This is a genomic window from Comamonas odontotermitis, from assembly GCF_014207855.1.
Lineage (GTDB): Bacteria > Pseudomonadota > Gammaproteobacteria > Burkholderiales > Burkholderiaceae_C > Comamonas > Comamonas odontotermitis_A.
This window is the reverse complement of the sequence record NZ_JACHKZ010000030.1, coordinates 1-23016: the sequence shown is the minus strand read 5'-3', so window position 1 is coordinate 23016 and position 23016 is coordinate 1. Positions and strand designations below refer to the sequence as shown.

At 61.0% G+C, this 23016-nt stretch carries 20 protein-coding genes; 16 read left to right on the top strand and 4 right to left on the bottom strand.

Annotation, left to right across the window (positions count from 1 at the left end):
- Positions 1-41: 41 nt before the first annotated feature.
- The gene (locus tag HNP33_RS17640; RefSeq protein WP_184710875.1) at positions 42-1034 is read right to left on the bottom strand and encodes a Bug family tripartite tricarboxylate transporter substrate binding protein; all 993 of its coding nucleotides are present in this window, start codon (positions 1032-1034) and stop codon (positions 42-44) included.
- Between the two features lie 341 nt (positions 1035-1375).
- Between HNP33_RS17640 and HNP33_RS21220 the strand changes: the two genes are divergently transcribed.
- A complete protein-coding gene (locus HNP33_RS21220) occupies positions 1376-2101 on the top strand; it encodes a retropepsin-like aspartic protease family protein (protein WP_267906725.1) in 726 nt (241 codons plus the stop codon).
- Positions 2102-2276: 175 nt separating this feature from the next.
- On the opposite strand, the gene upp is transcribed toward HNP33_RS21220, so the two are convergent.
- Positions 2277-2921, bottom strand: coding sequence for a uracil phosphoribosyltransferase (upp, locus tag HNP33_RS17630; protein WP_184710873.1), 645 nt, complete (start codon positions 2919-2921; stop codon positions 2277-2279).
- Between the two features lie 209 nt (positions 2922-3130).
- Between upp and HNP33_RS17625 the strand changes: the two genes are divergently transcribed.
- The 3 genes from HNP33_RS17625 to HNP33_RS17615 all read left to right on the top strand — a co-directional run bounded on the left by HNP33_RS17625 (position 3131) and on the right by HNP33_RS17615 (position 6328).
- Positions 3131-3991: a MurR/RpiR family transcriptional regulator gene (locus tag HNP33_RS17625; protein WP_184710871.1), complete on the top strand. Its 861-nt coding sequence runs from the start codon at positions 3131-3133 to the stop codon at positions 3989-3991.
- Between the two features lie 164 nt (positions 3992-4155).
- Complete coding sequence (locus HNP33_RS17620; RefSeq protein WP_184710869.1) at positions 4156-5616, top strand: MFS transporter; 1461 nt, start codon at positions 4156-4158, stop codon at positions 5614-5616.
- A gap of 31 nt (positions 5617-5647) precedes the next feature.
- A complete protein-coding gene (locus HNP33_RS17615; RefSeq protein ID WP_184710867.1) occupies positions 5648-6328 on the top strand; it encodes an aspartate/glutamate racemase family protein in 681 nt (226 codons plus the stop codon).
- Between the two features lie 17 nt (positions 6329-6345).
- On the opposite strand, the gene HNP33_RS17610 is transcribed toward HNP33_RS17615, so the two are convergent.
- Positions 6346-7326, bottom strand: a complete 981-nt coding sequence (locus tag HNP33_RS17610; RefSeq protein WP_184710865.1) for a threo-3-hydroxy-L-aspartate ammonia-lyase — start codon at positions 7324-7326, stop codon at positions 6346-6348.
- A 230-nt stretch (positions 7327-7556) separates the two neighbouring features.
- On the opposite strand from HNP33_RS17610, the gene HNP33_RS17605 reads away from it, so the two are divergent.
- Together HNP33_RS17605 and HNP33_RS17600 are read left to right on the top strand one after the other, a co-directional pair.
- Entirely contained in the window at positions 7557-8321 is a 765-nt protein-coding gene (locus HNP33_RS17605) for a basic amino acid ABC transporter substrate-binding protein (protein WP_184710863.1), read from the top strand.
- A gap of 137 nt (positions 8322-8458) precedes the next feature.
- On the top strand, positions 8459-9235 hold the full coding sequence (locus HNP33_RS17600; protein WP_184710861.1) for an amino acid ABC transporter permease: 777 nt from the start codon (positions 8459-8461) through the stop codon (positions 9233-9235).
- Between the two features lie 88 nt (positions 9236-9323).
- On the opposite strand, the gene HNP33_RS17595 is transcribed toward HNP33_RS17600, so the two are convergent.
- Positions 9324-10847: a helicase HerA-like domain-containing protein gene (locus HNP33_RS17595; RefSeq protein WP_184710859.1), complete on the bottom strand. Its 1524-nt coding sequence runs from the start codon at positions 10845-10847 to the stop codon at positions 9324-9326.
- Positions 10848-10923: 76 nt separating this feature from the next.
- Here HNP33_RS17595 and HNP33_RS17590 point away from each other — a divergent pair, with 76 nt between their 5' ends.
- The 10 genes from HNP33_RS17590 (at position 10924) to HNP33_RS21215 (ending at position 22977) form a co-directional block, all read left to right on the top strand.
- Positions 10924-11643: a YebC/PmpR family DNA-binding transcriptional regulator gene (locus HNP33_RS17590; protein ID WP_184710857.1), complete on the top strand. Its 720-nt coding sequence runs from the start codon at positions 10924-10926 to the stop codon at positions 11641-11643.
- Positions 11640-12917, top strand: coding sequence for a phosphoribosylamine--glycine ligase (gene purD / locus HNP33_RS17585; RefSeq protein ID WP_184710855.1), 1278 nt, complete (start codon positions 11640-11642; stop codon positions 12915-12917). Before HNP33_RS17590 ends, purD begins: the two co-directional genes overlap by 4 nt.
- 158 nt (positions 12918-13075) lie before the next feature.
- Positions 13076-14023 (top strand): oxygen-dependent coproporphyrinogen oxidase, encoded by a 948-nt coding sequence (hemF, locus tag HNP33_RS17580; protein ID WP_184710853.1) that lies wholly within the window; start codon positions 13076-13078, stop codon positions 14021-14023.
- A 190-nt stretch (positions 14024-14213) separates the two neighbouring features.
- Positions 14214-14951: a ribosome silencing factor gene (gene rsfS / locus HNP33_RS17575; RefSeq protein WP_184710851.1), complete on the top strand. Its 738-nt coding sequence runs from the start codon at positions 14214-14216 to the stop codon at positions 14949-14951.
- 152 nt (positions 14952-15103) lie between these two features.
- Positions 15104-15571 carry a 23S rRNA (pseudouridine(1915)-N(3))-methyltransferase RlmH gene (gene rlmH, locus HNP33_RS17570; RefSeq protein ID WP_184710849.1) on the top strand — a complete coding sequence of 156 codons (468 nt, stop codon included), beginning with the start codon at positions 15104-15106 and terminating at the stop codon, positions 15569-15571.
- A gap of 171 nt (positions 15572-15742) precedes the next feature.
- Entirely contained in the window at positions 15743-16354 is a 612-nt protein-coding gene (locus HNP33_RS17565; protein ID WP_184710847.1) for a Maf family protein, read from the top strand.
- A 9-nt stretch (positions 16355-16363) separates the two neighbouring features.
- The gene (gene rng / locus HNP33_RS17560) at positions 16364-17851 is read left to right on the top strand and encodes a ribonuclease G (RefSeq protein WP_184710845.1); all 1488 of its coding nucleotides are present in this window, start codon (positions 16364-16366) and stop codon (positions 17849-17851) included.
- Between the two features lie 173 nt (positions 17852-18024).
- On the top strand, positions 18025-19128 hold the full coding sequence (locus HNP33_RS17555; RefSeq protein ID WP_184710843.1) for a porin: 1104 nt from the start codon (positions 18025-18027) through the stop codon (positions 19126-19128).
- Positions 19129-19507: 379 nt separating this feature from the next.
- Entirely contained in the window at positions 19508-19867 is a 360-nt protein-coding gene (locus tag HNP33_RS17550; RefSeq protein ID WP_184710841.1) for a hypothetical protein, read from the top strand.
- Positions 19786-22977, top strand: a complete 3192-nt coding sequence (locus HNP33_RS21215) for an RHS repeat protein (protein WP_184710838.1) — start codon at positions 19786-19788, stop codon at positions 22975-22977. The genes HNP33_RS17550 and HNP33_RS21215 overlap by 82 nt, the downstream gene beginning before the upstream one ends.
- The last annotated feature ends 39 nt before the right edge of the window (positions 22978-23016 follow it).

The following is a 23016-nucleotide window of genomic DNA, read 5'->3' as shown; positions in this document are numbered from 1 at the left end:
TGCCCGCAGGTTGTCCGGGTACTTGACTCAAGACCAGCCGTTCATTCGAGCTGCAGCTTCTTGCGGGCAATCAGCTCGTTGTACATCTTGCGGTCGGCAGCAATGCGCTGCTGCAGAAGAATGGGCGATGGGTTGTCCAGAGTCCAGGCCTGGCGCAACAGCTGTTCCTTGATTTCAGTGCTGCCCAACACCTTGACCAGGGCGTCGCTCAATGGGCCCTGTGCTACAGCGTGCATGCCAGCAGGGGCCATCAGTGCATTCCAGACCTCGATGTTCACATCCTTGGCGCCGATTTCGCGCATCGAAGGGGTGTCCGGCATCAGATTGGTGCGCTGGGCCGAGGTTACGGCCAGCGCTGTGAGCTTGCCGCTCTGCACCAAGGGCAGGACAGATGAGATCGGCAGCAGCGCGCAATCGAGCTGACCACCGATGAGGGCGGTCACCACGCCTGGCGCGCCAGTAAAGGGCACATGCAGCGCTTCAAAGTGCAGGGCATCTTTGAGCAGTTCCATGCCCAGGTGGCCGCCAGAGCCCAGGCCAGTAGAGCCGTAGCTGGCGGCCTTGCCTTTTTTGCGCAAACTCGCCAGCGCCTTGTCGGCAGAAGTACCTGCCGCAGCGGGCACCACCCAGGCCAGCGGCGATACGCCAACCAGTGCCAGCGGTGCAAAATCCTTGGCGGGGTTGTAAGGCAGCCTGGAATACAGCGCTTGTGATGACGTCAGCGGGCCATTGCCGATGATGCCGAAGGTATGGTCATCGGTAGCGCGGGCCACCTGGTCTGCGCCGATATTGCCGCTGGCCCCGGGCCGATTGTCCACCACCACCGGCTGGCCCAGGATCTGTGCCAGGGGCTGGGCAATCATGCGCGCCTGCATATCGGGTGACGAGCCTGCCGGGTAGCCCACTACAAAGCGCAGCGGTTTGCTGGGCCAGGGGGGATCTGCAGCGTAGGCCCGGGTCAGGCCAAGGGGCAGGGCGCAGGCACTGGCTAGGCTGGCAAGTCCTTGAAGCAGGTGGCGGCGTGAAGTGGTCATGGAGGAGCAGGGCGACTGGTGGCAGAGCCGTGTGATCGCTATCGCGGCAGTGAATGCAGAGGCGGCCATCCTAACGCAAGGGACTGCAGGCCAGTGCAAGCTGGCTGTCGCATCTGCTGTGCCACCGGGCGCGAAAGGCGGGCGATGCAGGCAGGCTCACAGCGATGCGGGGACGTATGCCTTCGGTGCCGGTATGATTCAGGCTCTTTTACCGGCTGGCGCATCCTTTGTATGCGTCGGCACGAAACTACGGCCTACGCAAACTGGGCTCCGGCGAATGCGCGGGTCTCTTGGCAGTGCGCTTTTTGCATTTCTGTTTGGGTAGGTTTTGAAGCTGATCCATGAGCCGACTTCGCACCCATAACCCCGACCCTGTGTCTGCAGCGCCGGATTCCACCGCGCCTGCAGAGCCGTCCGCAACTGCTTCGCAGCCATCGCCGCCCGCGCCGTGGCAGGCTCCTGCGCCTTCATCGCATTCTTCGGCTCCATCTAGCCAAGCACCCGCGTGGCCGCCAGCCTATCCACCCGCAACTCCGCCGGTCGCTGAGCGCAAATCCTCACCCCATGGTGGTCCGCCAGCGCCTACCCGCCGCACCACCTGGTTGCTGCTGGCGGGCTGGGCGGCGGTGACGCTGGTGATCTATCTGGCCACTGAGATGTACCGCAAACCCGCCGAAGGAAAGGTGCTGGCCCATGGGGTGCTGGAGATTCCGCGCGACCGTGACGGACATTTCCGCGTGGGCGGAGCCGTCAATGGCGTGCCCGTGCAGTTCATGGTTGACACCGGGGCGAGCATCATCAGCATCACCGACAAGGTGGCCGAGCGCGCCCAGTTGCCTGAAGGCGTGCCCATGCAGTTCCAGACGGCCAATGGCGTGCGCGAAGGCACCATGCGCCGGGCAGAGCGTATCGAGGTCGGCCCATTCGCCGTCAACAACCTGCGGGTTGGCACCGGCTACACCGGTGAGAGTGACAAGGATGCGCTGCTGGGCCAGAATTTTCTGCGCTACTTCGATGTGAGCATGGCAGGCAACACCATGGTGCTGCGTGCGCGAGAAACAGATTGATCAGCGATTGGCAAGCGATTGGCAGGAAAGCAGGTTGTAGCGCTTGCCCGATAAGCGCAAATTGCTATCTATGAAATAGCATTGGGGGAAATCAAACCTGGTTTGGGCAGGGTAAGTGCAAAAAAAAGCGCCCGCGCTACAGCGCGGGCGCGGCTTGACGGGGATGGCTTTTGCGTTACTTGGTGCCGAAAATGCGGTCGCCAGCATCGCCCAGGCCGGGCAGGATGTAGCCGTGGTCGTTGAGCTCGCGGTCCACGGTAGCCGTGAAGATGGGCACATCGGGGTGCGCTTTCTGCAGGGTGGCAATGCCTTCGGGAGCAGCCAGTAGGCACATGAACTTGATGGACTTGGGCTGGCACTTGTCCTTGAGCTGCTGCACGGCTGCGGCGGCAGAATTACCGGTTGCCAGCATTGGGTCGACCACGATCACATCGCGCTCGCCCATGTTGTCGGGCATCTTGAAGTAATACTCGACCGGCTGCAGCGTTTGTGGGTCGCGGTACAGGCCGATGTGGCCGATGCGGGCGCCGGGCACTACATTCAGCATGCCATCCAGAAAGCCATTGCCTGCGCGCAGGATGGACACCAGTGCCAGCTTCTTGCCGTCAATCACTTTGCCCACCATTTTCTCCATGGGCGTTTCGATTTCCAGGTCCTGCAGCGGGAAGTCGCGCGTGATCTCATAGGCCATCAGCGTCGACAGCTCACCCAGCATGCGGCGAAAGCTGTTGGTGCTGGCTTCCTTGCGGCGCATCAAGGTCAGTTTGTGCTGAACCAGGGGGTGGTCGATGATGGTGACTTTGGCGGTGTTGGTGGTCATGGATGTTTTTGTTTTTCAGGGTGAAAACTGGGCACCGAGTTTGCCAGAAACGGATGCCTGCCTTTGCTGCGGGGTGGAAATGACCTGCTTGCGCACTCCAATGCAGCTGCAATGATCGCAATGCCGTCATGGGCTCGGGTTCGCGCGGCAGAGGCATCTACTTTAGGATAGTGTGTTCTCCCGCAGCAGACATCAGACATATCCGGTCAATGCACCATTCCAAACCACACGCCAATTCCTTTGTTCGCCGCGTTCGCAGCCAGCTTGAAGCGCTTTCCACCGCAGAGCGCAGGCTTGCCGATTTCATGCTGGAGTTTCCGGGCGAGCTGGCAAGTTATGCGGCCAGCGAACTGGCGGCGCTTGCCGGCGTGTCCAACGCGACCGTGAGCCGCTTCATCCGGCGCCTGGGCTATGCGAGCTACGAAGAGGCCAAGCGTGACGTGCGGCGTGAGAAGGAGTCGGGCTCGCCTTTGTTTCAAGCGGCCAAAAGTGCGGCGGGTGAAACACCTCCAGCCAGCCGGATTGCAACCCACCTTGAGCAATCGCAGTCCAATCTGGCGCGCACCTTTGCCCAGCTGAACGATATGCAGATGCAGGACATCGTCACCGCGCTCGTCAAGGCGCCCCGGATCCTGATTTTCGGCACGCGCGGCAGCCATGGTTTTGCGCGCTACCTGCGCTGGCAGATGCTGCAGGTGATTCCTTGCGTGGTGGCGATCCCGGATGCGGGCGAGTCGCTGGGTGAGCATCTGGTAGGGCTGGCGCCACAGGACTGCCTGGTGGTGTTCGGCATGCGGCGCCAGACAGGGCAGATGTCCGGTCTTCTGGAGGCGGCCGGCAAGATGGGCTGCAAAATCCTTTTCATCAGCGACGCCATGTCGCCCGACCGCCGCGAAGCGACCTGGTCGATACAGTGCCAATGCATGGGCCCGGGGCCGCTGGACAACCATGTGGCGGTCATGGCGTTGTGCGACCTGATCTCTACCATGGTCGTCGAGAGTGCAGGCGCCGCCGGCCGCAAGCGCCTGGCAGCCATCGAACTGCTGCACGAAGACCTGGACGAGCTGTGACGACGCTGCCCATCTGACAGCGGGCTTTCAAAAACAATTGCCAAACGCTCCATCAAGGGTTTGTCCTCGGAACGGATTCTTCTTTCGTGATTGAAAATTGATTTTCACATTTATATATTTTGGAAATCATTTTTCCATTCTGTAGCACGCAACTGGAGTCTCATATGGCAGGCGGACCGCAACTCTCATCGCTTCCCAACTCTCCCAAGGTGGCTCAGCTTGACCAGGCGCTGGACCAGATCGGGGTCACGCGGTCGCACCACACCATCATCTTTCTGATTCTGATCGGCTGTCTGTTTGATGCATTCGAGCAGAACGCGGTCGGCATCGTCGGCCCCATGCTGCGTGCGCAGTGGGGGCTGGACGCCGCGCACATCGGCATGCTCAATACCGTGACCTTCGCGGCAGCGGCCATCGGCCGTGTCGTATCGGGCTACGTGGCAGACCGGTATGGGCGCCGGGTCATGCTGAGCATCGATCTGCTGCTCTTCACGCTGGGGGCAGGCATCTGCGCCATGGCGCCCAACCTGACCGTGATGGCGATTGGCCGTGCGGTAGTGGGCTTTGGCCTGGGCGGTGAAATTGCCATTGCCGTGACGATGCTGGCCGAGTTCTGCTCGACCAAGGCGCGTGGCGTAGCCATTGGTACGGTCAATGTCGCAGCTGGCGGCCTGGGCAATTTTCTGGCGCCAGGTTTCGGGCTACTGGTGTTCTGGTTGTTTCCGGGTGACAACAACTGGCGCTGGCTGTTTGTGTGCCTGATGGTGCCGGCCATCCTGGGCGCGTTCTACCGCCGCTACATTCCCGAGACGCCGCGCTTTCTGCTCTCGCAAGGCAAGGTGAGGGAGACCAATGCCGTGCTCTCCAAGCTGGCCGCAGGCCGCCTCTCGGGCAAGGACATTCCGCAGCGGCAATTCATCACCGATGACGGTATAGCTCCGCCGGAGTCGAAGACCAAGGTGCGCGTTACCGAAATCTTCCGGGGTGCCCTGGCGCGCCGCACCATCCCGCTGTGCATCACGATATGGATGACCTACGGCGCGCAGATTTCCGTGCTCACCCTGATGCCGACGATTCTGGTGACGCTGGGCTACTCCATCTCCAAGAGCCTGATGTTCACCATGGTGATGCAATGCGGCAGCCTGCTGGGCGCCATTGCCGCATCGGCTCTGGGCTTTCACTTTCCGCGCAAGCGTGTTTTGACGGTTGGCGCCGTCTGCGCCTGCATTGCCGCGCTGTCCATCGGTTTTCTGGCCAAGAACATCGTCGTGCTGCTGGCGGCGGGGGCGGTGTTCCAGTTCTTTGTGCTGCTGCTCAACACCACCATCTGGATCTTTGCGCCCGAGCTCTATCCCACCCGGGTGCGCGCTTTCGGCACCGCCTTCATTCTTGCGACCGGCACGGCCGGTGGCGCCTTCATGCCACTGGTAGCGGGAAAACTGCTCGATTCGGTGGGCCTTGCAGGCGTGTTTTCGATGGTGGCCGTGATGTACGCGATCTTCGTCATCAGCATCCAGAGCGTGCCCGAGACCTACGGAACCTCGCCGGACGCCACGCCCCTTGATGGCGATCAGGCAGATCAGCCAGCTGCGACATCAGCAGCGATCCACGCACGCCCGCACTGAGCGGAGCACCACGATTTCAGGAAGAATTTGAATGCGGAACATTCTGGTCATCAACCCGAACTCCTCCAAGGCCACCACATCGATGATGGTCAATATCGCGGCAGACGAAGCACCCGCCGGTGTGGCCGTCAGCGGGCTGACCGCGCAACGTGCGCCGTTGATGATCGTCAATCAGCAGGAGCTGGATGCAGCGGCGCTGGAGGTGGAGGCCACATGGCGCTCGGCGCAGACAGAAGGCTGGTCGGGTGTCATCATCAGCGCATTTGGAGACCCTGGCGTGCACCAGGTCAGGCGCACGACCGATCTGCCCGTGGTCGGCATCTGCGAGTCGTCGATGCTGGAGGCTGCGGAGGGCGGGCGGCGGTTTGGCATTGCCACCGTAACGCCCGATCTGGCCGATGCGATCAATGGCAAGGCCCACGAGCTGGGACTGGCCGGGCTTTTTACCGGTATCCGCCTCACTGCGGGAGACCCGCGCGCCCTGACAGCCGACCCCCAGGCGCTGGAGGCTGCGCTGGCGCAAGCGGTGCGCCAGTGCATCGAGCAGGACCAGGCGGAAGCCGTGATCATTGGCGGCGGGCCCCTGGGGCAAGTGGCGCTGCAGCTGGCGCCGCGTTTTCAGGTTCCGGTCATCGCGCCCATCTCGGCCGCAGTGCGGCGGTTGTTGGGCTTGATGGCGCCTGCTCGTGTCTCTGCGCTGGCGCAGGGCTGAGACAAAGGGGCGCTGCTTCAGCTGGCGAGCAACTGCCCGTAGCTGGCCAGATCGACGTTCCCGCCGCTGATGAGAATGCCTACGCGCTTGCCCTTCAGATCCAGGCCGCCATGGCGGGCGGCTGCGAGTGAAAGCGCGCCGGTGGGCTCCACCACCATCTTCATGCGCTCCGCATAGAAGCGCATGGTTTCAACCAGCTGCGCATCGCTGGCGGTGAGGATGTCGGTCACATCGCGGCGGATGATGGCGAAGGTGAGCTCACCGAGCGCCTGCGTCTGCGCGCCATCGGCAAGGGTCTTGGGCGTGGCGATCTTCACGATCTCGCCCTTGCGCAGCGATTGCTGCGCGTCGTTGCCGGCTTCGGGCTCCACGCCATAAACCTTGCAGCCCGGCGCCATGGCCTTGGCCGACAGCAGCGTCCCAGACAGCAGGCCGCCACCGCCCAGCGGCGTGAAGAGGTAGTCCAGATCGGGAACATCCTGCAGCAGCTCCAGCGCGGCCGTGCCCTGGCCGGCAATGACATCGGGATGGTTGTAGGGCGGCACGAGCGTCATGCCGCGCTCCTGGGCAATGCGGGTGCTGATGGCCTCGCGGTCTTCGGTGAACCGGTCGAAGGTGACGACCTCGGCCCCATAGCCGCGCGTGGCCACCAGCTTGGCCGCTGGCGCGTCCTGCGGCATCACGATCACGGCAGGCATGCCCAGGATGCGGGCTGACAGCGCAATGGCCTGGGCATGGTTGCCTGACGAGAATGCCAGCGCACCGTTTTTGGCCTGCTCGGCGCTGAACTGTGCCAGCGCGTTGTAACCTCCACGGAACTTGAACGCGCCCATGCGCTGGAGGTTCTCGCATTTGAAAAAGAACTCTGCGCCCGTCAGCTTGTTGAGCGTGGTTGAACGCAGCACCGGTGTGCGGTGGGCTACGCCTTGCAGCCGCTCGGAAGCGGCTTGCACGTCGGCAAAGGTGGGCAGGGCGGTAGGGGAGGTGGAAGCGCTCATCGGTTGGATGGATGGATGGAAAGGTGCTGCCATATTAGATTAGATGCAAACCAGAAAGGCTAGATGCAAACCAGAAAGGCCTGGGTGCTACGCGCAGGCAATGTATGTGCCCGTAAAGTGTTGCTGTATTGAAAATCGGTACCGCAGGCGAGCGCCTGCGCGGCCATTGCGAACATGTGCTTACGTATAATCCAGCGTTTGTACTGGTTTTTGCTGCAAAGGGTTTGCATATGTGGAACAAGAAGTTTGCGCTGGTAGCTGGCGCATTGGCTGTCTCGGCGTTGACTGCATCGGGCGTGCAGGCGCAGGGCCGTGAACTGGTTGTAGCCTCCAGCGCAACCTACGCGCCTTTTGCATTCGAGAACAAGGACAAGCAGATCGTCGGCTTTGACATCGACATCGTCAACGCCATTGCCAAGCAGCAAGGCATGAAGCTGCGCATCGTCAACACACCGTTCTCTAGCATCTTCGCATCGCTCAACAATGGCGACGTGGATTTCGTGATCTCGGGCGTGACGATCAACGAAAAGCGCAAGCAGAGCTTTGATTTCTCGGAACCTTATTTCGATGCACGTCAGTTGATCGCTGTTCCCAAGGACAGCAAGGTCGCGTCGCTCAAGGATCTCAAGGACAAGAAAGTGTCCGTTGTGAGCGGCTCGACCGGTGATGACGTGATGAGCCGCGAAGTTGGCAAGACCAGCACCAACATCCGCCGTTTCGAGAGCACGCCGCTGATCATCTCCGAGCTGGCCAGCGGCGGTGTGGATGCCGCCATTGGCGACAACGGCGTGATTGCCTACCGCGTGTCGCAATACCCAGCGCTCAAGACCGTTGACGACGCCAGCTTCCCCAAGGAGCATTTCGGCATCGTCGTGCGCAAAGGCGACAAGGCCTTGCAGGACAAGATCAACGCCGGCCTGGCCGCCATCCGTGCCGATGGCAGCTACAACGTGATCTACAAGAAGTGGTTCAACCAGGACTACAAGGCGCAATAACACAGGATGTGTGCCGTCAGGCTCCCCGGGGCGTCAGCCAGACGCCTTGAAGCCTGCCCTGTAATGCAATAATATTGATAGCAGTTACCGCATGCAGGACGGCCGCAAGGCCGTCTTTTTGCTGGAAAGAATAATGTATGGATAACAACACGCCCGTCGAATGGTTCGGCTGGTTCCGCCCCGATATTCTGGTGGAATACAAGCAGTTGTTCTGGCAAGGCGCCGCAGTTACGGTCGGCATGACGATTGCCTGTGTGCTGATGGGATGTGCGCTAGGTTTGATGCTGGCGCTTGCGCGCCTGGCTGATGCCCGCCACCAGCCCTGGACGGCGGTGTGCAAGTACCTGTTGCGCTGGCCATCCACCGTGTATGTGAGCTTCTTTCGCGGAACGCCGCTTTTCGTGCAGATTCTTTTGATGCACTTTGCCGTGATGCCGCTGTTCATTCACCCAGTGAACGGCTGGCTGATCAGCGGTGACCTGGCACGCACCCTGAAGCAGGACCATGGTGCGCTGATCTCCGGCGTGGTGGCGTTGACGCTGAACTCATCGGCTTACATCTCGGAGGTGTTCCGCGCCGGTATCCAGTCGATCTCGGCAGGGCAGAAAATGGCGGGCCTGTCGCTGGGCATGACGCACGGGCAGATGATGCGCTATGTGGTGATTCCACAAGCTTTCCGGCGCATGTTGCCGCCGCTGGGCAACAACATGATTTCGCTGCTCAAGGACACATCGCTGGTCTCCGCCATCGGTCTGGCGGAGATGGCCTACGCGGCCCGCACGGTGGCAGGTGCCTACGGGCGTTATTGGGAGCCGTACCTGGCTGTGGCGCTGGCGTACTGGCTGATGACCTTCCTGCTGACCGTGGGGCTGCGCAAGCTCGAAGACCACCTGGCGCGCAGCGACAGAACCTGAAGGCGCACACAGCGCCGTCATCCTTGCGCTCTGTGCAAACAACAAAGCCGGCAACCAGCCGGCTTTGTTTTCTTGGGGGATGAGCGCGCTACTTCTTGCCACCCATGATGCTGCCCAGCACGCCGCGCAGAATCTGGTTGCCCAGCTTGGTGCCCAGCGAGCGGGCGGTGGATTTGGCCATGGTCTGCACAATGCCGTCCTTTTTGCCGCCGCGCGGGCCGGTGGTGCCAAACAGAATGTCGTTGAGGCTGCCCATCAGGCCGCTGTCACCGGCATTGGCGGCTGCTGCGCCGCCCGAGCCCGCAGTCGCCTTGCCGCCTTCGGCTGCGGTGGTTTCCCCGGCGCGGGCCTTCAGGATTTCGTAGGCAGATTCACGGTCGACGGCCGTGTCATACACGCCTGCAACCAGCGATCCCTGCAGCAGGGCCTTGCGCTGCTCGGGCGTGATGGGCCCCAACTGGCTGCCCGGCGGCACGATGAAGGCGCGCTCGGTGACACTGGGGCGCCCCTTTTCATCGAGAAAGCTCGCAAGGGCCTCGCCCACCGCCAGTTCGGTGATAGCGGCTTCCATGTCGATGGAGGGGTTGGCTCGCATCGTGGTGGCTGTAGCCTTCACAGCCTTCTGATCGCGCGGCGTGAAGGCCCGCAGTGCGTGCTGCACACGGTTGCCCAGCTGGGCAAGAACGCTGTCTGGAATGTCCAGCGGGTTCTGCGTGGCAAAGTACACACCCACGCCCTTGGAGCGCACCAGCCGCACCACCAGCTCGATGCGTTCGAGCAGCACCTTGGGCGCTTCGTTGAAGAGCAGGTGGGCCTCGTCGAAGAAGAACACCAGCTTGGGTTTTTCCGGGTCGCCGATTTCGGGCAGCTTTTCGTACAGGTCCGACAGCATCCACAGCAGGAAGGTGGAGTACAGGCGCGGCGACTGCATCAGCTTGTCGGCTGCGAGGATGTTGACCACCCCCTTGTTGCCCACGGTCTGCATCATGTCGTCGATGTTGAGCATGGGCTCGCCAAAGAACTTATCGCCGCCTTGCTGATCAACTTGCAGCAGGCCGCGCTGGATGGCGCCGATACTGGCCGAGCTGATGTTGCCGTATTCGGTGGTGAACTGCTTGGCGTTGTCGCCCACGTAGGTGAGCATGGTGCGCAGATCCTTCAGATCGAGCAGCAGCAGGCCGTTGTCGTCCGCAATCTTGAACACCAGATTGAGCACGCCCATCTGCGTGTCGTTCAGATCCAGCATGCGGCCCAGCAGCAGCGGGCCCATGTCCGAGACGGTGGCGCGCACCGGGTGGCCTTGCTCGCCAAACACATCCCACAGGGTAGTGGGGCAGGCCATGGGCTCTGGGGCGTCGATGCCGCGCTCCTTGAGCGTGGCAGCCATTTTTTCGCCCACCTTGCCGGCCTGGCTGATGCCGGTCAAATCGCCCTTGATGTCGGCCATGAAGACCGGCACGCCAATGCGAGAGAAACCCTCGGCTAATGTCTGAAGGGTTACAGTCTTGCCGGTGCCGGTTGCGCCGGTGATCAGGCCGTGCCGATTGGCAAGACCCGGCAGCAAAAAGCATTCAACCGATCCATGTTTGGCAACCAGTAGGGGTTCAGCCATAGGTTTTCCTCAAAAGCGTCAAAGTCAAAAGTAAAATCGCAGTCTAGCTAGATTAAACGATAGCAAAGGAAATTCTGTGGCAGGACACAGCAAATGGGCCAATATTCAACACCGCAAGGGCCGTCAGGATGAAAAACGCGGCAAGATCTGGACCCGCATCATCCGTGAAATCATGGTGGCCGCTCGGCAGGGCGGCGGCGATCTGACCGCCAACCCGCGCCTGCGACTGGCCGTGGACAAGGCCAAGGCTGCCAACATGCCGGCCGACAACATCAAGCGCAACATCGACAAGGCCACCGGCAATCTCGAAGGCGTGACCTACGAGGAAATCCGTTACGAAGGCTATGGTATCGGAGGCGCGGCTGTCATTGTGGACACGATGACCGACAATCGCGTCCGCACCGTGGCCGAAGTGCGTCACGCATTCAGCAAGCACGGCGGCAACATGGGCACCGAAGGTTCGGTGGCCTTTCAGTTCAAAAACGTCGGCCAGCTGATTTTTGCGCCTGGCGCTGACGAGGAAAAGATCATGGAAGTGGCGCTCGATGCGGGCGCCGATGACGTGATCACCGACGATGAGGGCGCCGTTGAAGTGCTGACGCCCCCTGCGGATTTCGAAGCGGTACGCAACGCCCTGGAGGCAGCAGGCTTCAAGCCTGAGGTTGCAGAGGTGACGATGCGTCCCGAAAACACGATCGATCTGGATGAGGAAAGTGCTGCCAGGATGCAAAAGCTCCTGGATGTGCTGGAAGATCTAGACGATGTTCAAGAGGTTTACCACAACGCTGCGCTATGAAGGTTCTTGTGATTGGTGGCGGCGGCCGTGAACACGCAATGGCCTGGAAGTTGGCGCAATCGCCCAAGGTCACCAAAGTCTATGTTGCCCCTGGCAACGCCGGTACCGAGCGCGACAAGTGCCTGGAAAACCTGCCCATCACCGATGTGGTGCAACTGCGCGAATGGGCGCAGCAAAACCATGTATTGCTGACCGTGGTGGGGCCGGAGGCGCCTCTGGCTGCCGGTGTGGTCGATGAGTTCCGCGCCCATGGCCTCAAGATTTTCGGGCCGACCAAGGCTGCCGCGCAGCTCGAAAGCTCCAAGGCGTTCTCCAAGGATTTCATGGCACGCCATGGCATCCCCACGGCGCAATACGAAACGTTCAGCGATCCCGTCAAGGCGCACGCCTACATCGACAAGCTCGGCGCGCCCATCGTTGTCAAGGCCGATGGCCTGGCCGCGGGCAAAGGGGTGGTGGTGGCCACCACAGCGCAAGAGGCCCACGATGCGGTGGATTTCATGCTGGTGGACAACAAGTATGGCGTCGCCCACAACGATGGTGGCGCCCGCGTGGTGATTGAAGAGTTTCTGGATGGCGAAGAGGCCAGCTTCATCGTGCTGTGCGATGGCAAGAACGTGGCTGCCATGGCTACCAGCCAGGACCACAAGCGCTTGAAGGACGGCGACCAGGGCCCGAACACCGGCGGCATGGGCGCGTATTCGCCCGCTCCCGTGGTGACCGCCGATGTGCACGCCCGCGCCATGCGCGAGATCATTCTGCCGACCATCCGTGGCATGGAAAAAGATGGCATTCCCTACACCGGCTTTCTGTATGCGGGGCTGATGATCGACAAGGCAGGGCATCCCAAGACGCTGGAGTTCAACTGCCGCATGGGAGACCCGGAGACGCAGCCGATTATGATGCGCCTCAAGAGCGACCTCGTGGACGTGATGCAGGCGGCCACCGAAGGCAGGCTCGACCAGATCGACCTGCAGTGGGATCGTCGTACCGCGCTGGGCGTGGTGATGGCGGCTGCCGGCTATCCGGAAGACCCGCGCAAGGGTGATGTGATCACCGGCCTGCCCGAAGATGCGGAGGATTCCATGGTGTTCCATGCTGGAACCGCCACACAGGATGGCCAGCCAGTCACCAGCGGTGGCCGCGTATTGTGTGTCACGGCGCTGGCTGACAATGTGAAGCAGGCGCAGACGCGGGTGTATACGGTAGCCAGCCAGGTGCATTTTGACGGCGCGCAGTATCGCCGGGACATTGGCTACCGCGCGGTGAAGTAAGGCTGCCTGCCTGCTGTGGCCGCTGCTTTCGCCCCGCCGTGTGCGGGAGGCGGGGCGGCGGCTGCAGAGCAGTGTCGGCTTTCTTGCCTGAAAAGGCATCCGCTTGTGACCTGTCTTGCATGGGGCTGGGCCACAGGCAAGGTATTGGACGGATCACAATGGCTGAAATGAATCTTGACGGCGACCATGTGCAGGCAGTCTCGGGCTATCTGCAAGGTTTGCAGGCCTCTATCACGCAGGCGCTGGAGCGCGTGGAAGCGCAGGCTGGCAGCAATGTCCGCTTTCTGGCCGATGCCTGGGAGAAAGCACCAGGTGAAAAGCTGCAAGGGCAGGGCATCACCAGGATCATGGAAGGCGGCGCGGTGTTCGAGCGTGCCGGAGTCGGCTTTTCGCAGGTTCAGGGGCCGCAGTTGCCGCCTTCGGCCACACAGCACAGGCCAGAGCTGGCTGGCGCGCCGTTTTCTGCCATGGGGGTGTCACTGGTCTTCCATCCCCGCAACCCCTGTGTGCCCACTGTGCACATGAACGTGCGCATGATTTCGGCAGGCCATGCCGGGCAGCCAGCCGCGTTCTGGTTTGGCGGTGGCATGGACTTGACCCCGTTCTATCCATTTGAGGAAGACGCGGTGCATTTTCACCAGATCTGTCACGATGCCGTTGCTCCGTACGGCCCTGATCTGTACCCGCGCTTCAAGAAATGGTGCGACGAGTATTTCTACCTGAAACACCGTGACGAACAGCGCGGCATTGGCGGCATATTCTTCGACGATTTCTCGGAACTGGGCTTTGAAGGCGGTTTTGCCATGCTGCAATCGGTAGGCGATGCCTTCCTGAAGGCCTATCTGCCCATCGTGGAGCGGCGCAAGAACGCCCCCTATGGCGAGCGCGAGCGTAATTTTCAGCTTTACCGCCGTGGCCGCTATGTGGAATTCAACCTGGTGTGGGACCGTGGCACACACTTCGGCTTGCAGTCAGGCGGGCGCACCGAATCCATATTGCTGTCGATGCCCCCGCTGGCAAGCTGGAGCTACCAGCGCCAGGACCCGGAAGGCTCCCCCGAAGCCGCGTTGCTGCGCGAGTTTCTGGTGCGCAGGGACTGGTTGTAAGCACCTCACCGGCCGCTCTCGTATAATTGCGCTCTTCGCTTGCCGATGCGCGCCCATTCTGCGCGTACCGCTGGCAACGTGAACCTTCATATTTGGCGCCGCGCCAAATTCCTTGATACTGCGTGTTGACACGATCAACAATAACTGCAACACGCGCTATAGTAGAACCACCTTCATCCATCAACGACTGATGACCACCGCCAAAAAATCCGAATCTGCTGCCAAAAAATCTGTGCAAACGCTCCAGCGTGCCGTCGTTGATGGCCTGGAAGATGTGAAAGCACAGGATATCCAGGTGTTCAACACCGAGCACCTGTCGCCGCTCTTCGAGCGCGTGATCGTGGCCTCCGGCACTTCCAACCGCCAGACCAAGGCGCTGGCTTCCAGCGTGAAGGACGCTGTCAAGGAAGCAGGCTTTCCCAAGCCGCGCACCGAAGGCGAAGACAACGGCGAATGGATCATCGTGGACTGCGGCTCCGTGGTGGCGCACATCATGCAGCCCATGATCCGCCAGTACTACCGCCTCGAAGAGATGTGGGGCGAAATGCCTGTGCGTTTGAAGCTCGGCGGCGCCAAGCCAAAGGCAGCCAAGCCCAAGGCGGATGCCGATGAAGCGGCACCGGCCAAGAAAAAGCCTGCAGCACGCAAAACTGCTGCCGTGGACGATGACGCCGCACCCGCCAAGAAGGCGGTGAAAAAGCCTGCCGTCAAGAAGATCACGGGAACCGTGGCAGCCAAGCCTGCAGCCAAACGCGCCACCAAGACGGCTGGCAAAGCCCCTGCAAAGCCTGCAGCGGCGGTGAAGAAGGTCGTGGTGAACAAGCCCAAGCCTGCTGCCAAATCCACCGGTAAACCCGCAGCCAAGTCGGTGGCAAAGCCTGCCGCCAAGAAGCCCGCAGCCAAGCGCGCGCCTGCCAAGGCCAAGTAGGCCGTACCTGCTGGACAAAGAGCTGTACTGCACGGGCAGGCCAGCTCTTTTTTCATTGCCAGGGCCGCCCGCAATGAAAAACCTCATGAAGAGGCCGCTGCAACCCGCTCCCGAGCGCGTGGAGGCCCCGTTTTTCGTTGGAGCCATTCGATATGAGAATTTTCATCGTCGCGGTCGGTCAGCATGTGCCAGATTGGGCGCAGACGGCATACGAGGACTATGCCAAGCGTTTTCCGCCGGAGCTGAAGGTGGAGCTCAAGGCGGTCAAGACCGAGCCGCGTGGTTCCAAGACGGTCGAGACCCTGTACGCCGCCGAGCGCAAGCGCATCGAGGCGGCGATCCCTCGTGGCACCCGCATCGTGGTGCTGGACGAGCGCGGCACCAGCCTGCGCACCACGGCGCTGGCAGAGCGCCTCAAGAGCTGGCAGTTGGAAGGCGATGACGTGGCGCTGGTCATTGGCGGGCCCGATGGGCTGGAGCCCGCCTTCAAGGCTGCAGCGCATGAACGCATTCGCCTCTCTGACCTGACCTTGCCGCACGCCATGGTGCGTGTGCTGCTGATCGAGCAGCTGTACCGGGCCTGGTCGGTGAACGCAGGCCATCCTTACCACCGCGAATAGGGCGGGCCCATCGGGTGCTGTGGCGGGTATAGGGCAAGGGAGCATCCGCAATATCTTTCACCACTCTCTTGCCAGCGCACCTCGGGATGCGGTATGCTCCAAAAACAATAGCTGCTTGCGCTTGGTGGATGGGCGCAGGCGCTTGTTTTTTAGAAAAATCGGACCCGCACCATGGAACCCTTTGTCTATTTGGCCTCGCAATCCCCGCGCCGCCGCCAACTGCTGGAGCAGATCGGGGTGCGCTATACCTTGCTGCTGGCCAACAGCGAGGACCATGAACCAGACCCCGAGGCGCTGGAGACTGTGCTGCCCCGCGAATCGGCAAGCGACTATGTGCAGCGTGTCACCGGTCTGAAGCTCGATGCGGCCCTGGCGCGGCTGGAGCGCCGAGGGCTGGAGGGGGCGCCGGTGCTGTGTTCTGACACCACCGTGTCACTGGGGCGGCGTATTCTGGGCAAGCCCGAATCGACCCGGGAGGCTGGCGAGATGCTGCGGGCGCTCAGTGGCAAGACCCACCGGGTCCTCACCGCTGTGGCGCTACATACGGGCCGCAAGCGCCTGACTACGCTGTCGGTATCGCAGGTGCAGTTTGCGGACATGACCGATGCCCAGATTGCTGCCTATGTCGCCAGTGGCGAGCCGATGGGCAAGGCTGGCGCCTATGGCGTGCAAGGCCATGCGGCGGCGTATATTGCCAAAATCAGCGGCAGCTACTCCGGAATCATGGGCCTGCCCGTATTTGAAACGGCCAACCTGCTGCGCGCAGCTGGCCTCGTTCTTTGAAGACCACCCATGCAAAACGATATTCTGATCAACTGGTCGCCACAGGAAACCCGTGTGGCCGTCATCGAAGGCGGCGCCGTGCAGGAACTGCACCACGAGCGCACGCTCGAACGGGGGCTGGTCGGCAATGTGTATCTGGGCAAGGTCTCGCGTGTGCTGCCTGGCATGCAGTCGGCGTTCATCGACATTGGCCTGGAGCGCGCGGCCTTCCTGCATGTGGCCGATGTGTGGCAGCGCCAGGAAGGCGGAGAGGCGCCGATGTTTGCCCGCAAGGGCGAGCCGCAGGTGCCGATTGAAAAGCAGGTGTTCGAAGGCCAGTCGATCATGGTGCAGGTCATCAAGGATCCGATCGGCACCAAGGGCGCGCGCCTGTCTACGCAGATCAGCGTGGCGGGGCGCCTGCTGGTGTTTCTGCCGCAGGACGACCATATCGGCGTGTCGCAGAAGATTCCGCAGAACGAGCGCGATGCCCTGCGCGCGCGGCTGCAGGCGCTGGTGGGTACGCCAGAGACGGGTGGTGGTGGTGGATTCATCCTGCGCACCAATGGTGAAGACTCCACTGACGAAGAGCTGGCCGAAGACATCGCCTACCTGCGCAAGGTGTGGAAGCGGATCAAGGAATCATCGACCAAACTGCCGCCCAAGACCTTGCTGCACCAGGACTTGAACCTGATGCAGCGTGTGCTGCGCGACATGGTGACGGAGAACACGCAGTCGATCCGCATCGATTCGCGCGAGCAGTTCGCGCTGCTCAAGACCTTTGGGCAGGAATTCATGCCCGCCGCAGTGCCCAAGCTGCAGTTGTACAAGGGCGAGCGGCCGATTTTCGACCTGTACGCGGTGGATGAGGAAATCGCGCGTGCGCTGGGCCGCCGGGTCGATCTGAAATCGGGCGGCTACCTGATCGTGGACCAGACCGAGGCGCTCACCACGGTGGATGTGAACACCGGCGGCTACGTGGGCGCGCGCAATTTCGACGACACCATCTTCAAAACCAACCTGGAAGCGGCGCACGCCATTGCCCGCCAGCTGCGCCTGCGCAACCTGGGCGGCATCATCATTGTCGATTTCATCGACATGGTGCATGAAGACCATCAGAAGCAGGTGCTGCAGGAGCTGCGCAAGCAGTTGCAGCGCGACCGTGTCAAGACCATGTGCGGCGAGTTCTCGCAGCTGGGCCTGGTAGAGATGACACGCAAGCGCACGCGCGAATCGCTGGCCCATATGCTGTGCATGCCATGCCCGGTGTGCCACGGCGTGGGCGAGGTCAAGACTGTGCGGACGGTGTGCTACGACATCCTGCGCGAGATCCTGCGCGAGGCGCGGCAGTTCAACCCCAAGGAATTCCGCGTGCTGGCGGCGCCCCTTGTCATCGAGATGCTGCTGGACGAGGAGAGCCAGCACCTCGCGGGTCTGTCCGATTTCATCGGCAAGCCGATCTCTCTGCAGGCGGAAGGGCGTGACGGCTCGGACCAGTACGACATCATTCTGCTGTGATGGGGCATGGGTTCTGCCTTCGGTAGTGCTTCCGGGCGCATGTCTTGTGCAAAGCGCAACGGCTGGCAATCCCGAGTTTTCCCTGAAGATTCATGGCCTGCATGACAGCTGAATGACAGCTTCTCCTTCGATGATGCCCTTGGCTTTCATCAACCATAGAAGGAGACAGCACCATGAAACTTGAACCATCAACCCTGCCGCCGCATTCGCGTCGCAAGGCGGCAGCTGCCGCCCTCGGGCTGGCGCTGGCGTGCGCTGGCGGCGCCGCGCAGGCGCAATCCCGGGTGCAGCTGTTTGGCGTGATCGACTCCGGCATCACCCACCTGTCGAGCAGCGGCAGCGGCTCAGTCAACCAGCTGGGCGCCGATGGCAACACCTCCAGCCGGTTGGGCTTTCGCGGCACCGAGGACCTGGGTGGCGGCCTCAAGGCCAGCTTCTGGCTGGAAGCTGCGTACGAGGCCGATACAGGCGCAGGCGGCTCCACCAGCGTGGACAACATCAAGAACCAGAGCGGAGGCCTGACCTTTGGCCGCCGCTCCACCGTCAGCCTCTCGGGTGATTTTGGCGAGGTGCGCCTGGGCCGCGATTTTGTGCCGGGCTTCAGCAACCTTGCGGTGTCGGGCGGTGGCTACCACGCGTTTGGTACCAACGGCGTGGGCTCGTCGGCGGCGCTGTTCTACCCGCCAGCGGGGGCGCGGGGCGTCACCCACGTGCGTGCGTCCAACTCCATCGCCTACCACTTGCCCAAGCTGGGCGGTTTCTTCGGCACCGTCATGTACGGCTTCAGCGAAAGCATGGCCAACAATGACGGCCGCGTGGTCGGTGCACGGGTAGGTTATGCGAGCGGGCCGCTCAGCCTGGCTGTGGCAACCACCAAGACAACGCACAGCGTGCTGGGCGATCTGAAACAGTCCAACATTGGCGCGAGCTACGATTTCGGCGTGATCAAACCCATGCTGCTGCTGGGCGAGAACAAGGCGGGCGACGACAAGAAGACGCGCGTCTGGGCGCTGGGCGCGCATGTGCCGGTGGGCTCGGCCGGTCAGTTCCGGGTGAGTTATGGCGCTGTCAAGGCGACCAATGTGGCCAACGATGCCAACCACATCGCCCTGGGTTATGTACACAACCTGTCCAAGCGCACGGCGCTGTACGGCAATGTGGCCCGCGTCAAGAACAAGGACGGCGGCAAGGCCTATACGGTGGGCGACGGCCTGGCCGTGTCCGATGCCAACGGATCGGGCACCGGCTACCAGGTCGGTATCCGCCATTCATTCTGATGGAGCAGGGCATTGTGCAGCCCTGTGCTGCACGTGCCTCGGGCACCAGAACGTGGTGTGATTGCGACTGAGGTAGATTACTCCTGGTTTGATAGCTGCTTGCGCCCTGCATTAGGGCCAAGCAGCTTTTTTATGGTCAAGCCAACAACACCCTTGATACGTCATTGCGTCGTCTTGTAGTACAGCTCTACTGATTATGGGCTCGTCCTCCGCGTCCTGGCACTTCAACTCAATGCAACACGCGATGCAGAAATCTAACGATCCAGGGCCTGTTTTTTGCCCCCTATCAAACAACCATCTTCTTTCCGCAAAATAACCCGGTGAATATGCACAGCCCAACTACATTCGTTGCAATAGCAATTCTGAATGAAATTGGAAAATGCATAGAAAAATACTTGGAGGCATCACCCACAAACTGACCCGCTGCAGCCTACTGATCTCCGCCATCACCTATGCCACCTTGACCTGCGCCCAAGGCATCTCCGGCATCGGCGCATTTGCGCCCAATACCGAACTGGGTTTTGCACCCGTCGCTGCTGCAGGCGAGCCCCGCATCAACTGGATCAATGGGGAATACCAAGAAACCAACAAAGACCTCAGCGTCAAAGTGCTGGGCGGCACCTTAACAATAGCCCGCTCCTGGAGCCAGGGCCGCTGGTGGCTCAACCCCGCCTGGGCACCCCCCTCAACTTCGAGCTCGATCCCCTGGGGGCGGACGTCAAAGTCATCGAGCGCGTAGGCGTCATCTACGAGCGTATTGGTCAAAGTGGCCAAAACGCCCTGTACATGGCCAAAAGCAAAGGCAACGCTCCGGTCTACATCAAAAAACTCGTCGATGCAGCGCAGCCTCCCGCCCAGCAGCACACAGGCTGGCAGTGGTACGACCGGTTTGGCAACACCATTACTTATGACAAAGACGGCCGCATCCTGAACTACGCCAACGCGAGCGGCGTCAAAGTCAGCTTTGCCTACGACAGTGCTACCAGCGCCCGCATCCTCGACCACTTTGGCAAAACCATCTACACGGTAACCATGGCCAATGGCCTGATCACCAAGGTCGATGACCTGGCAGGGCGCAGCGTCAGCTACCAATGGACGGGTACCCAGCTAACCCAGGTCACTGACGTCATGGGCAACCTCTGGAAGTACGAATACGACGGCAACGGCCAAATCAGCAGCCGTACCGACCCGGTAGGCTTCAAAACCACCGTGCAGTACAGCCAAAGCATCAAGGCACCCGAGCCCATGCTGGCCCTGGGCAAAAAAGGCACCACCATTGACCCTGCTGGCACCAGCGGCACCACGCAAAAATTGGCCAACATCTGGGGTGGCGGGCGTGTGGGCCGGTTTGACGGGCAAAGCGGGTGCTCGGCCACCGGCGCCAACCACTACCTGCGCGAGCAGCGCGTCTTTGAAGTCACCTACACCGACTGCCGGGGCAACGCCACCGTCTACATCTACGACCTGCAAGGCAACGAACTTAACCGCACATTCAACGGAAAGAAAACCGCCTCCAACCAATGGGACGGCGCCTACAGCCAGAAATACACCAACGCACGCGGCTACAGCACCACCACCACCTACGACACCAACTACCAGCCCCTGCAAATCACCCACCCCGACGGCAGTGTAGAGAAATACACCTATGAGCCCGTGTTTGGCAGGCAGAGCAGCTACACCAACCAGCTGGGCGTCGTCAGCACCTGGCGCTACGACAGCAAAGGCAACGTCACCGAATGGGTGGAAGCCAAAGGCCTGCCCGAGCAGCGCACCACCCTCTACACCTACGACCAGTACAGCCAACTCACAAGCGCCACAAAAGGCGCCGCAGATGCCAAACAAACCGATGCCATTACCCAAAGCTGGCAATATGACAGTGCGGGAAACGTCACAGCCCAAACCGATGGAGAAGGCAGCACCAGAAAAATGGCCTACGACCTGCGAGGTGCTCCCACCAGCAGAACCGATGCATTGAATCGCACCACCAGCTTCAACTTTGATGCAGCGAGCAACCTCACCAAGGCCACCAATCCACTGGGCAACGCCACCCAAATGCGCTATGACGCCAGAGGCCGCAGAACGCACACCATCACCCCGATGGGCAGCACCTCAGTCACCCGCTATGACGAAAAAGGCCGGGTCGTGGAAATCCTCGCCCCTGGCGAGACAGAAGGCGCGGGCCGCAGAACGGTCTATGACAGCAACGGCTGGCCCATCCAGTCCATCAGCCCCAGCGGGCTCATCACCGAAACCACCTACGACGAAAGAGGCCGCATCAAGGCCAGCAAAGACCCGGCGGGCAACGTCACCAGCTATGAATACGGGGAGGATGGCACAACCCAGGCAGGCCAGCTCATCGCCACCCAATACCCCACCTACAAAGAAACCTACCAGTACGACCAGCAAGGTCGGCAAACTGCAGTCACCCAGCACCTGGGAAACAACGAAACCCGCACGCAAAGTCAAGCTTACGATGCGCTGGGCCAGCGCGTAGCCAGCACCGACCCAGCTGGAAGAGCCACGCTCACCCAATACGATGCCATGGGAAGAAGCATCCAGAGCACAGATCCTGCGGGGCAAAGCACCAAACAAGGCTGGAATGCGCATGACCAGCTCATCAGCCTGACTGATGCCAACGGCAACACCCACAGATTTGAATACGACAAGGTGGGGCGACAAACCAAGGAAACCCGGCCGATGGGCGGAGCTATCCAGTTCAGCTATGACGCCGTGGGGCAGCTCACCCAGCGCACGGATGCAGGAGGCAATACCCGTGCTTACGCCTACGATGCGGTGGGCAAGCTGACAGCAGAAGAACACAAACTAGGCGGCACCGCGCTCGATCAAAAGGTTACCTACCAGCATGATAAAGACGGACAGCTTGTGAGCTATGATCAAAAGGATGGTAACGGGCAATTAATCAGCAGCGCTAGCTATGTGTTGGACGGTCTGGGCAGAACCAGCCAAAGCTCCATCAGCTACGGCAAAGTGGACGGCAGTGGCACCATCAATTTCTCGACAGGCCAGCGTTTCAATGCCGACGGTCTACTCGCGAGCCACACCTACCCCGATGGCAGCGTGCAAACCTACAGCTACGCGAAGGGTCAGCTTGACAAAGTAACTCTGCCCAACAGCAGCACAATCACCTACAGCAATTACAGCTGGAATGTGCCACAAGCTATCAGTACACCTGGGGCGACCAAAACGATTGCGGTAGATGCCATCCAACGCCCTGTCAGCATCCAAGTCAAAAGCGGCAATCAGATATTGGCAAGCAGGGCGTACCAATATGACCAGGGTGGAAACATCACCCAGATTGCGAGCGATCTGGGCCAAACTCAATACAGCTACGACAGCCTGGACCGCCTTACCCAAGCCCTGCCAGACCAAAATCTGCAAAGCCTGGGCTTGCCCACTGAGATGTACAGCTACGACGCAGTAGGCAACCGAATCAGCAGCGCCCATCAAGCAGGCACCTGGAGCTACAACCAGGACAACCAGATGGTGCGCTACCCCGATAAAACACCGTTTAGCCAGAATCCGGCCATAGATACCGAGGTGAGTTACACCGCGCAAGGTCATACGGAGAAGGAAACCAATAGTCAAGGCAAGAAGGCCTACAGCTACAACGCGGCAGAGCGGCTAGTCAAATACGAAAGCACCGATGGCACGCAAGCTGAGTATCGCTATGACCCGTTTGGGCGGCGCATCGCCAAAACGACTAAGCAAGGAGCAAACAGTCCAGCCGATACCACCTATTTCATCTACACCGAACAGGCGCTGATGGGGGAGTTGGGCTTTGTTGCACAAATCCGGGCCGCAGCGGTAGTAGGCTCGGATGATGAGTGAGACGAACTGGGGTCGGCGCAAGTACCGCACCACAAACTG